Raw genomic sequence first — 12,235 nt, forward strand, 5'->3', positions numbered from 1 at the left:
TGAATCTCATAACCCGTACCATTTGTATATAATCAAAAAAAGTCCTGAAAACAGGACTTATTTTATTACTGGTGCCGGCTATGAGATTCGAACTCACAACCTCCGCCTTACCATGGCGTTGCTCTACCGTTGGAGCTAAGTCGGCATGTGATTATTATAACGTATTTGCAAACTTTTGAAAAGATGTTTATAATACTTTATATGAAAAATATCAAGACAAATGCGATGCGTCAGTTAGACGCCCAAAAAATCAAATATGAAGTTTATACTTATGATGCAGAAGATGGAAAAATTGATGGCTTGAGAGTTGCGCAAAAATGTTATCAGGATGTCAGGATGGTTTATAAGACGTTGGTGGCTCGTTCTGCTTCAAATAAGATTTATGTCTTTGTCGTAAATGTTGCGGATGAACTGGATTTGAAGAAATGTGCCAAAGCGGTTCATGAAAAAAGTATCGCAATGGTTCATGTCAATGAACTTTTAGGACTGACGGGCTATGTGCGAGGTGGCTGTTCACCGATCGGCATGAAGAAAAAATACCCTGTTATCTTAAGTGATACTGCCGCTTCTCTTGATTCAATCATTTTCAGCGGCGGTAAGATTGGCTGTCAGATCCACTGTTCAGTAAATGATTTTATGAAAGTGACACAAGCTTTCATGGCTTGTATTATATGAAAGGATGAGTCTGTATGAAAACACATGCATTTCGTTTGATCTATGGATCAGATTTAAAGAAAAGCATTGAAGACTATATCAAGGCACATCATATTGAAGCAGGATATGTGGCTTGTTGTGTGGGTTGTGTGTATGAAGCGTCTTTTCGCTTGGCAGATGGCAAGACACTCTTTCATGATGTCAATCATTATGAAATCGTTTCGCTCATGGGTACGCTTTCGAAAGACGGTGTGCATTTGCATATTTCTTTAAGCGGTGATGACGGACATACGATTGGCGGACATCTGATGAGTGGTACACTTATCAATACGACGGCGGAAATTATTCTTCATGAATTGGATGAATTTGAATTTTCACGTGAATTTGATGAGAAAACCGGCTATGATGAAATTGTCATGAAGGCAAAACACTAGCATTTTAAAAGGTATATGATATACTAGAATCATCAAAAGGAGGATGTACAATGAGAATTGTAAACAAGGAAGAATTTGAATCAATCAAAAATAATGGCATTGTATTTGTCGATTTCTACGCTGACTGGTGCGGACCATGCAAGATGGTAGCTCCGGTGCTTGAAGAGCTTTCGATGGAGTATGAGGGACAGATCAATTTTGTCAAGGTCAACGTTGATCAGGAAGGTGAACTTGCTGGTGAATACGGGGTTATGTCGATTCCAAACCTGGTTTTGATGAAAGATGGCAAGGTTGTAAAACAGGCTGTCGGATATCAGCCAAAACCTGCTATCAAAGCAATGATTGATGCGGTTCTGTAAATAAAGGCTTTGCGATAAGCCTTTTTTCTTTTGATGATTGATGATAGTTGTGGTATGATGAAAACGGTGATGTTATGTTGATAAGTGCAAGTGAAATAAGTAAGTATCATAATGAGAAATGTATCTTGGATAAGGTTTCCTTTTCAATCGAAGAAAATGATAAGATAGCACTGATTGGTGTGAATGGTGTCGGTAAGAGCACCTTTTTAAAGATCTTAGCGGGTAAGGAAAATTATGAAGGAAAGATGATCTGTAAGAGTGATCTTCAAATTTCATATCTTGCACAAGAGGATGATTTTGACGATCATCATACGATTTTTCAGGTCGTACATGAGAGAGCACCAAAATGTGAGGATTTTGAAATTCGTTCTGTCCTTACAAAATTAAAAATAGAGGATATGGATAAGAAGATCGGTACTTGCTCAGGAGGACAGCGTAAGAGAATTGCTTTGGGAGTGGCTCTTTTAAAGCCTTGTGATCTTTTGCTGCTGGATGAACCGACCAATCATTTGGATAATGAGATGATCGAATGGCTGGAAAAATATCTGATCAAGATGAACCGTACCTTAGTGATGGTTACGCATGATCGTTATTTCTTAGAAAGGATCGTTCATAAGATCATTGAGATCGATCGTTCTAAAATTTATGAATATCAGGCGAATTATTCTGCCTTTCTTGAGTTGAAGCAGCAAAGGGAAGAAGCAGCGCTTGCCAATGAGCGCAAACGAAATGCTTTTTTGCGAGTGGAGCTGGAGTGGATCCGTTCCAATGCACAGGCACGAAGCACGAAGAGCAAGGAGCGTATCGCTCGTTTTGAAAAGCTATCAGGCATTGAAAAAATTAAACAGACGGGCAAGGTTGAACTGATCCACACTTCTTCTCGCCTTGGCAAAAAAACGATCGAGATCGATCATTTAGGCATGAGCATCAACAATACGACGCTTTTTTCTGATTTTTCCTATCATTTAAAGCGCAATGATCGCATAGGGATCATCGGTGATAACGGCTGCGGGAAAAGCACGCTTTTAAATCTGATTGCAGGTGATCTGACACCGACGAGCGGGAATATTGAAATAGGAGAAACGGTAAGGATCGGGTATTTTAAACAGGGAAGCGATGATCTGGATGATGCTAAGATTGTCAGAGATGTGATCATGGAGGTCAGTGATGATCTTGTGACGGATGAAGGACGGTTAAGTGCTAAAGCGATGCTGGAAAGATTTTTATTCGATTCTCATTTACAGTATTCACGCGTCGGTTATCTCAGTGGCGGAGAGAAAAGAAGATTGTATCTTTTAAAAGTGCTGATGTCTGCTCCAAATGTATTGCTGCTGGATGAGCCGACCAATGATCTGGATATCCAGACGTTAAATGTCTTGGAAGATTACCTGGATCATTTTAATGGTGCTGTTATGGTAGTATCCCATGATCGTTATTTTCTGGACCGCTGCTGTGATTACATTTTTGCTTTTGAAGATAAAACGATCCGCTCTTATATCGGTACCTATTCTGATTATTATAGCCGGCATTCAAAAAATGAGAAAGTCGTAAAAGAAAAGAAATCGTATAGTGAGATCAAAAAGCAGCAGCGAATGAATCAGCCATACCTTTCAAGTAAGGATAAAAAAGAGCTGGAAGGAATGGAGGAAGCTTTGAAGCAGCTTGAGAAAATGCTTCAGGATATTGATGAAGCAATGAATGAAACACAGGATTTTGTAAGGATCGGTGAACTTTCTAAAAAAAGAAGTGAGATAGAAGAAGAAATTGAGAAGAAAAATGAGCGCTGGCTTGAACTGTTGGAAATTGAAGAAGCGATTGCTTTGAATAAGTAAGTTTTTTTAGGACGGTATTGCCGTCTTTTTTTTGTCAGGATGAAAAAAAGTTTAAAATATTAAACAAAAAATTTAAAATAGTGTTGCATTTATTTGAAAATTCTGTATAATAACATTGGTTTGATTAAGAAAACAAATTGTTTAGTATCACTAAACAAGAAGGGAGGGGCTATGGATATTGGTCAGAAAATTAAACGATTAAGGACGAAAAACGGATTGACATTGGAGGAGCTGGCTAGCCGCAGCGAGCTTACCAAAGGGTTTTTGAGCCAAGTGGAAAGAAATCTGACATCCCCCTCTATCGCAACCTTGAACGATATACTGGAGGCTTTAGGTACGACGCTGGCGGCATTCTTCAAAGAGGAACAGGAAGAAAAAAGCGTATTTACCAAGGAGGATTATTTTGTTGATGAGCGTGACGGCTGTATCATTAACTGGATCGTGCCCAATGCTCAGAAAAATGAAATGGAGCCGATTCTTCTTGAACTTGAAACAGGAGGCGAAAGCCAACGGCTTGATCCGCATGATGGGGAAGAATTCGGGTTTGTTCTCAGCGGACGTGTCATCCTAGTAGATGGGGATAAAGAAATTACTGTGCGTAAGGGAGAAACCTTCTATATCAAGGGCTTGAATCCCCATTATCTCAAGAATGTGAGCAGTGCACCTGCCAAAGTGCTGTGGATTACGACGCCACCGCTATTTTAGGAGGAATAGAATATGAAACCTTTAATTCAATTTAAAAACATTGTCAAAGAATTTGACGGTCAGATCGTTCTCAAGGGAATCAATCTGGATATTTATGAAAACGAATTTGTAACGCTTTTAGGACCCAGCGGATGTGGGAAAACAACACTTTTAAGAATTTTAGGAGGTTTTTTGGATCAGACGCAGGGTGAGGTTTATTTTGACGGACAGGAAATTACCAATGTACCTGCTTATCGTCGTGAAGTGAATACGGTCTTTCAGAAATATGCTTTATTTCCGCATATGGATGTATTTGACAATGTTGCTTTCGGTCTGAAGATCAAAAAGATTTCGAAGGATATCATCGAGCAGAAGGTCAATCGAATGCTGAAACTGGTGAATCTGGAAGAATATGCACATCGTGACGTTAAAGAGATGAGCGGCGGCCAGCAGCAGCGAGTAGCGATCGCACGTGCACTAGTCAATGAACCGAAGGTTTTGCTTTTGGATGAACCTTTAGGAGCATTGGATTTAAAATTAAGAAAAGAGATGCAGAAAGAACTGAAACGCATTCAGCAGGAAGTCGGCATTACCTTCATTTTTGTTACGCATGATCAGGAAGAAGCCTTGACCATGTCAGATAAGATCGTGGTCATGAAAGAGGGTGAGATCCAGCAGGTGGGAACACCAACGGATATCTACAATGAACCTGTCAATGAATATGTAGCTAACTTTATCGGGGAAAGCAATATTATTGAAGGGGTCATGTTAAAAGATTATCAGGTCATGTTTGAGGATAAGAAGTTTGAATGTGTCGATTTTGGATTTAAGGAAAATGAAAAAGTCGATGTGGTCATACGACCGGAAGATTTGGATATCGTGCCAAAATCTAAAGGTAAATTGAAGGGAATTGTCAAATCTGTATTGTTTAAAGGCGTTCACTATGAGATCGTTGTTGAAACGCGTCCGGGAACGAGCATTACGGTAACGATGGATGTGAAAGATGACAAGCCGGTAGTCAATGAGAGTGCCAAAGAGCTCATGAGCGCTAATAATTTCAACCTTGATATCGAAGATGTCAAGGAACTGACCGATGCGGAGATCATAGCCCGTGCTGATGCACAGGCATGGAGCAGTGAAACTGATGAACTGATTTCGATCGTCAAGGTTTCCCATGATATCCAGCCGCACAAGGGAACATATCCGGTGACCTTTACGACAGCTGCCGGAACGAGCTGCACGGTCAATATGATCGTCAAGGATCAGAACCGTGTGGAATCAAAAGAATATGCAGAGGAAATCTTTGCTGAAGATTTCTTTAAGAAAGTGGATGAGATTCAAGATTCAGTTGCGTTAGAAACTGATTTAAAGATCTGGGCAAATGCTCAGGCGTGGGATTTAGATGAAGATATACCGGTTGAAATTACGACGGTTGACTATGATTTTGACCCTGAAAATATTACACCGGGCCAGTATCAGGTAACCTTTAAGACAACGGGGTATGAATATAAGGTTCATACAACGGATTATGCGGAAGTTGATACGATGGTGGGCTTATCTTTTAATCCGGAAGATATTCACATCATGAGTAAGGAAACATTCTCATGAAAAAGTTTGCGAGAATGGCCTATCCATACGCAATCTGGGCAATCGTCATGATCGTTTTGCCAATGCTGATGATCTTGTTTTATGCTTTCAGCACACAAGGCAATGATGTCGTTCAGGTGCGTTTGACGCTGGATAATTTCATCTATTTTCTAACAGAGCCGGTACTTTTGAAGGTATTGGCAACTTCGTTTAAGATTGCTTTGATCACAACGGTGATCTGTGTTTTGATCGGCTATCCGGCAGCTTATTTCATGGCGAAGCTGGGTAATAAGTATCAGAATTTAATGATGCTGCTGATTACTCTTCCGACATGGATCAATATGCTGGTTCGAACCTATGCGTGGTTAGGAATGCTTCAAAGCGGAGGCTTGTTTGATACGGTTTTAGGATATTTGGGTATTGGACCTAAACAGATGATCGGTACGGAAGGTGCGGTGATCTTTGTCATGGTCTATAACTTTCTGCCTTTTATGATCCTGCAGATCTATTCACAGCTGATCAAGATGGATACAAGCTATCTGGAGGCGGCTGCCGATCTGGGAGCCGATCGGGTCCAATCTTTCTGGCGAGTGACTTTTCCGCTTTCGCTTCCGGGAGTGATCAGTGGTATTACTTTGGTATTCCTGCCGGCTGCTTCTACGTTTCAGATCTCACAGTTGATCGGACAGGGAAGCGTGCAGCTGATCGGTAATGTGATTGAAAACTACTTCCTGACAACAGGTGACTGGAATAAAGGAAGTGCCATTTCGCTGATCATGGCGGTTATCATTATCATCAGTATGTATCTGACAAAGAAGGCCGATAAGGAATCGGCAGGAAAAAGGAGGGCAGTATGAAAAAAATATTTTCAAAATTCTATTTAGCTCTCATTCTGATATTCTTCTATCTGCCTATTTTATATACGATTATTTTTTCTTTCAATGATTCCCGTTCCCTGACCGTATTCAAGGGTTTCTCATTGCAATGGTATGAGCGGATGTTCAATGATCGCAATATGATGCAGGCGATCTGGTACACCTTTGTCATTGCTATTCTGGCAACGATCATTTCAACGATCGTAGGAACGATTGCTTCGATCGGTCTTTCTAAATCAAGAAAGGCATTGCAGCTGGCAATCGAACAGGTTAATAATCTTTCGGTCATGAATCCGGAAATCGTGACGGCCATCGGTCTGTTAATGCTGTTTTCAAGCTTTAGGGTCATTGAAAAGGGATTTCTTACGCTTTTGCTGGCACATATCGCATTCTGTATCCCCTATGTCATGCTTTCGGTATCGCCTAAGCTGAGATCTCTTGATCCCAATCTTGCGGAAGCGGCCCTTGATCTGGGGGCGACTCCTTGGCAGGCGCTTACAAAGGTTATCGTGCCGCAAATACTTCCGGGTATCGTATCAGGTGCATTGATTGCTTTTACGATGTCCATTGATGATTTTGTGATCAGTTATTTTGTCACCGGAAACGGTGTCAGCAATATTTCGATTCTTGTCTATTCGATGTCGAAAAGAATCAATCCATCGATCAATGCTGTCAGTACGCTGGTAATCATCATCATTACGGTTGTTCTGATACTCGTCAATATTGTTCCAATGCTAAGAAAGAAAAAGGAGGTTGCATGAACATGAAAAAGTTATTTACTGTAATTGGTGCGCTGTCACTACTCGTGTTGAGCGGCTGCTCAAACACTCCTTCAAATTCTGATAGTGAATATCAGGGGCAGACGTTGAAGGTATTTAACTGGGGAGAATATATCGAACCAAGCGTTATTTCAGATTTTGAGGATCAATTTGGGGTAACGGTCGTCTATGAAACATTCTTATCCAATGAAGCAATGTACACGAAGGTTCAGACAGGGGAAACATATGATGTCATTGTTCCAAGTGATTACATGATCGAAAGAATGATTCAGGAGGATATGCTTCAGGAATTGGATCTGACAAAGATCCCGAATATCGAAAATCTTGCCGAGGGTGTAAAAAATCTGCCATATGATCCTGATAATACGTATTCTGTTCCTTATTTCTGGGGAAGCGTCGGTATCGTTTATAATAAAAATAATGTAGACATCAATGATTTGGAAAATGAAGGCTGGGCTATTTTCCAAGATACAGATTATGCCGGCAGGATCTATATGTATGATTCTGAGCGTGACTCCTTCATGATTGCTTTCAAATCTTTAGGATATTCAATGAATACGAGTGATGAAAATGAAATTCAGGATGCTTATGACTGGCTGGTTCAGATCAATGATACGATGTCACCTGCTTATGTAACGGATGAAGTTATCGATGCAATGTCATCCGGTCAGAAGGATCTGGCAGTAGTTTATTCAGGTGATGCAGTAACGATCCTTATGGAAAATGAAGAAATGGCTTACTATTGTCCAACAGAGGGAACAAATCTTTGGAGCGATGCGATGGTAATTCCTAAGAATGCTCAAAATCCTGATCTGGCTCATGAATTTATTAACTTTATCCTGAGTTATGACGCTTCTTATGCAAATTCTGAATATGCAGGCTATGCATCAAGCAATGCTGAAGTGCTGGAGGAATTAAGCGAAGGAGAATTTGCAGGAAATGATGCTTATATTCCAAGAAGCAATTATGATAAAGATGAGGTCTTTGTTTACAACAAGGAATTGACTGCTAAGCTGTCAGAGCTTTGGGTAAAAGTAAAAGCTCACTAATATTAAAAGAAGATGATCGCGTCATCTTCTTTTTTTTAGGTATTGAAGCATGTCTTGGAGATTGCTGATCTGTTTATATGATGCGGAGCCATATTTTTCGAGCAGTTCAATGATCAATGTATCAATCATGATTCCATCAAAGGAACCGGTTTGAGGGATATCCCTGATCGAATCTGATTGCAGGACACATGGAAGCGTACTGTTTTGATGGACCATAGCGGCTATTTTTTCAGCATCGATCGTAGAAGGCGTATATACAAAGCCATCAGCATCTTTTATAATGGCTTGAATGCGTGAAGCGGGGGCATTGACGATCATTGATATGAGATCAATGCCATATTTTCGGCATAGCGGTTGAAATTCTTCTTTTTCTTCATAAGGTATGTCAGAAAGAATGAGACCGTTTATATCAATTTCTTTACAGGCAGCCAGAAAGCTTTCAATACCGTAATTAAAAACGATATTTGCATAGGTCTTGAAAATAAGAGGAATTTTGATTTCAACACGCAGCTTTCGTACAAATTCAATGATCTGATCAACACTAAGCTTATTTTTTAAAGCACGAAGATATGACTGTTGGATCATGTATCCTTCTGCCGTAGGATCGGCAAAGGGAATGCCTAATATGATGATATCAGCACCATGGGATATAACTGCTTCGATCATTTTCCTTGTTGTTTCCAGATCGGGGTCACCACAGGTAATAAAAACGATCATAGCTTTTTTATCATTGAAAACTTCACCGAGCTTATTCATAAATCATCTCTCCTTTATAACGGGCAATTGCGGCACAATCTTTATCACCTCTGCCGGATATCGTGACAACGACAATCTTGTCCTTAGACATCTTAGGAACGATTTTTAAGGCATAAGCTACGGCATGAGCAGATTCGATAGCGGGGATGATACCTTCTGTTTTTGCCAGATATTCAAAGGCATTGACAGCTTCATCATCTGTAATGGCAACATATTCACCACGATGGATATCATGGAGATAAGCATGTTCAGGTCCGACTCCCGGATAATCAAGTCCCGCAGAAATGGAATAGACAGGAGCGATCTGACCGTATTGATCCTGACAAAAATAGGATTTCATCCCATGGAAGATACCTAATTTTCCACAAGAAAGAGTTGCGGCTGTTTCAAAGGTATCAATACCTCTGCCGGCAGCCTCACAGCCAATGAGCCGTACATTTTTATCATTGATAAAATGATAAAAGCTGCCTATCGCATTGGAACCGCCGCCTACACAGGCGATAACGGCATCGGGAAGCCTTCCTTCTTTTTCAAGCAGCTGTTTTTTGATTTCTTTGGAAATCACCGCCTGAAAATCACGTACGATCGTCGGGAAAGGATGAGGACCCATCACGGAGCCAAGACAATAGTGAGCTGTTTCAAGATGAGCGCTCCATTCACGCATGGCTGCAGAAACGGCATCCTTCAGAGTGGCCGTACCGCTTGTTACTGGTACTACTTGGGCACCTAAAAGCTTCATGCGATAGACATTAAGTGCCTGTCGCTTCGTATCTTCTTCACCCATAAAAACAATGCATTTCATTCCCATCAAGGCCGCAGCAGTTGCAGTCGCAACACCATGCTGACCGGCACCTGTTTCGGCAATCAGACAGCTTTTACCCATCTTTTTAGCTAATAAAGCCTGACCAAGTACATTGTTGATCTTATGAGCTCCGGTATGATTTAGATCTTCTCGTTTAAGATAAACCTTGGCACCATTTAAATCTTGGGTCATTTTTTTCGCAAAATACAGCCTTGAAGGTCTTCCTGCATATTCATTCAATAATTCATTTAGTTCTTGGATGAAAGCAGGATCATTTTTAAAATGATCATAAGCTTTTTCAAGCTCAATGAGGGCATTCATCAATGTTTCAGGAACATACTGTCCGCCATGAATGCCGAAACGTCCATTTACATTTGTCATCTTCTACATCCTTTCTAAGACATTTGTCTTTTTATACGACTTATGTCAAAGAATATAAAAAGTCCCTGACAGAAATCGTAATCTGTCAAGGACGAATAATTACTATCCGCGGTGCCACCTTGAATTCATAGGAAAACCTATGCGCTTAGCAGGATACCATCATATCCCCGGCAACTGACGCATGCCAACGCGTTGCAGAATACTCTGTGTAAAAACACATTTGACTGCACCCTCCGCGGTCCATTTGACAACTTGTTTCTAACCTGATTCGCAGCATCGCAGGCTCTCTGTATAGGCATCATTGCCGTTATCTCCGCTTCAACGGTTTATATATCTGATTTAGGCGTATTGTACCACTATAATAAATATTAATCAAGAGAATGTATAAAAGATTTTTTTTGAACCCTTTCATTATCATGATCTGCTTTTATATAGATCCATTTCAGCCTTGTACCGAATATCATCAAATTTCATGCTTATGCTTTTGAATATATAAAAGGTTTCGATGTATTTTATTGAATTGTCATAATCTGATCATGCAAACTGAATACCATCAGCTGATATTTCATAATCGTTTCATAGAGAAGATAAGGGAATAAGGTTATTGAACCATTTCACAGGATGAAAGATGCCAACATAAAGTCTTGATCCGTCCTTATCGTCTTTCATGACCTGTGAATCTGTCGGATAAATCTATGTATTCTTTAATGACTGTATAAAATTTCATAATATTTTTCCTTAAACATAATAAAAAAACACAAATCAATATGAATCTGTGTTCTTTGCAGTTAAGCCGCTCCATATACCGTTATAGTCACTAAGTATGTATGGACAGTATCACTTTTGTTACTCAGCAGGTCATCGTGATACTATCTAATGTCATTATATCAAATTATTTATTCTAAGAGATTATTCAAATAAAGCAATATTTTTTCTTTGTCATTTTGATCTATTTGAGGGTTGCTGGAATGCTCTGAAGTAAAGGAATCTGTATATAGATAAATTTTATAAAATTGATTCTCGTAAGAGAAGTGAATACGATAATATGGCTTATAAGTTTCTTTTGGACTATCAGGGATTTTATACTGATATACTTGTAATTGCATTCCTTTTACTTTCCATTCCTCTTTTGTCATAGGTTCTTCTTCTTTTTTGAGCGTAATAAGCTCTTTAAGAATATTTCTTTTGGAGAAAATATCATCTGATGAAATATATATATAAGCTCCGAATTGATCATCATCAATATATACTGCTGTATCAAGACAAGATATGATATCCGAAGCAGAGTTGGTAAGTGAATCATGTTTTTCTATGGTACATCTTCCATTATCAAAACGTAAAGGATACTTTGCCTGTATGTTTTCCGTATCAACATTAACGCTTACGATGTTTGTATAATCAAAGAATATCCAGGTAAAGAGGAAAATGAAAATTGTTAATAATACATTTGTTTTCTTTTTATGAGCAGTTTTAATAAATGATGCGATGATCACAGCAATCATTACAAATAAACTGTAATAAAAGTAAAAAGGATTCAAATAATGATTTTCGTAACCCTCTACAAGAGATCCCAAAATCATAAAAATACTTAGTATAGGTAAAATCCATCCAAATATTTTCCTATTTTTTATGCACAGTCTTGCTTGAAAAACAGCTAATATAATGACTGGCAAGATTGCGATACATATAATTACAAAAAGTATGAAAAATCGAAGAAAATAATTATTTATTCCAAGCATATCAAACATATTGCTCCCCCTTTTCAATCAGATTAGCCATTCATATATACATAACCACATGCGGGTATTAAAGCTGTTTTGTCACCGTTTGTACTTTCAGAATAAGAGATACTTTTTGATATCTAAACAATATTCTGCGATGATGTCATGCTCCTTTGAAGCTATTGTGTACCCTTTATCAAATTTTAAAATTCAGATTATAATAGATAAAAAATATAGATACTTTCTTTGCTCAGCAGGACATAGTGATACTACAAATTATTCTGAATCTTTTCATTAATGCAGTCTTATCTTTTATTCTGTA

Annotated in this window: 12 protein-coding genes and 1 tRNA gene; 9 read left to right on the forward strand and 4 right to left on the reverse strand. The window is 39.1% G+C overall.

Going from position 1 to position 12,235, the window contains the following annotated elements; translation table 11 throughout:
- Window positions 1-69: 69 nt before the first annotated feature.
- Window positions 70-145 (reverse strand) — tRNA-Thr (locus Q0K35_RS08905).
- Between the two features lie 56 nt (window positions 146-201).
- On the opposite strand from Q0K35_RS08905, the gene ybaK reads away from it, so the two are divergent.
- From ybaK to Q0K35_RS08950, 9 genes are all read left to right on the forward strand, one after another.
- Window positions 202-675: a Cys-tRNA(Pro) deacylase gene (gene ybaK / locus Q0K35_RS08910; protein ID WP_294562362.1), complete on the forward strand. Its 474-nt coding sequence runs from the start codon at window positions 202-204 to the stop codon at window positions 673-675.
- 14 nt (window positions 676-689) lie between these two features.
- Entirely contained in the window at window positions 690-1,088 is a 399-nt protein-coding gene (locus Q0K35_RS08915) for a PPC domain-containing DNA-binding protein (RefSeq protein ID WP_294562364.1), read from the forward strand.
- Window positions 1,089-1,138: 50 nt separating this feature from the next.
- Entirely contained in the window at window positions 1,139-1,447 is a 309-nt protein-coding gene (gene trxA, locus Q0K35_RS08920; RefSeq protein WP_294562366.1) for a thioredoxin, read from the forward strand.
- A gap of 74 nt (window positions 1,448-1,521) precedes the next feature.
- Window positions 1,522-3,279 (forward strand): ABC-F family ATP-binding cassette domain-containing protein, encoded by a 1,758-nt coding sequence (locus tag Q0K35_RS08925; RefSeq protein WP_294562367.1) that lies wholly within the window; start codon window positions 1,522-1,524, stop codon window positions 3,277-3,279.
- Window positions 3,280-3,450: 171 nt separating this feature from the next.
- Window positions 3,451-3,984 carry an XRE family transcriptional regulator gene (locus Q0K35_RS08930; RefSeq protein WP_294562369.1) on the forward strand — a complete coding sequence of 178 codons (534 nt, stop codon included), beginning with the start codon at window positions 3,451-3,453 and terminating at the stop codon, window positions 3,982-3,984.
- A 12-nt stretch (window positions 3,985-3,996) separates the two neighbouring features.
- The gene (locus Q0K35_RS08935; RefSeq protein ID WP_294562371.1) at window positions 3,997-5,571 is read left to right on the forward strand and encodes an ABC transporter ATP-binding protein; all 1,575 of its coding nucleotides are present in this window, start codon (window positions 3,997-3,999) and stop codon (window positions 5,569-5,571) included.
- Entirely contained in the window at window positions 5,568-6,407 is an 840-nt protein-coding gene (locus Q0K35_RS08940; RefSeq protein ID WP_294562372.1) for an ABC transporter permease, read from the forward strand. Before Q0K35_RS08935 ends, Q0K35_RS08940 begins: the two co-directional genes overlap by 4 nt.
- Entirely contained in the window at window positions 6,404-7,186 is a 783-nt protein-coding gene (locus tag Q0K35_RS08945; RefSeq protein ID WP_294562374.1) for an ABC transporter permease, read from the forward strand. Before Q0K35_RS08940 ends, Q0K35_RS08945 begins: the two co-directional genes overlap by 4 nt.
- 2 nt (window positions 7,187-7,188) lie before the next feature.
- The gene (locus tag Q0K35_RS08950; RefSeq protein WP_294562375.1) at window positions 7,189-8,253 is read left to right on the forward strand and encodes an ABC transporter substrate-binding protein; all 1,065 of its coding nucleotides are present in this window, start codon (window positions 7,189-7,191) and stop codon (window positions 8,251-8,253) included.
- A 21-nt stretch (window positions 8,254-8,274) separates the two neighbouring features.
- On the opposite strand, the gene trpA is transcribed toward Q0K35_RS08950, so the two are convergent.
- The 3 genes from trpA to Q0K35_RS08965 form a co-directional block, all read right to left on the reverse strand.
- Window positions 8,275-9,009: a tryptophan synthase subunit alpha gene (gene trpA / locus Q0K35_RS08955; protein ID WP_294562377.1), complete on the reverse strand. Its 735-nt coding sequence runs from the start codon at window positions 9,007-9,009 to the stop codon at window positions 8,275-8,277.
- Window positions 9,002-10,192 (reverse strand): tryptophan synthase subunit beta, encoded by a 1,191-nt coding sequence (trpB, locus tag Q0K35_RS08960; protein ID WP_294562379.1) that lies wholly within the window; start codon window positions 10,190-10,192, stop codon window positions 9,002-9,004. The genes trpA and trpB overlap by 8 nt, the downstream gene beginning before the upstream one ends.
- An 896-nt stretch (window positions 10,193-11,088) precedes the next feature.
- Window positions 11,089-11,940 (reverse strand): hypothetical protein, encoded by an 852-nt coding sequence (locus tag Q0K35_RS08965; RefSeq protein ID WP_294562381.1) that lies wholly within the window; start codon window positions 11,938-11,940, stop codon window positions 11,089-11,091.
- Window positions 11,941-12,235 lie beyond the last annotated feature (295 nt).

The organism is uncultured Traorella sp., from assembly GCF_944327115.1.
Lineage (GTDB): Bacteria > Bacillota_I > Bacilli_A > Erysipelotrichales > Erysipelotrichaceae > Traorella.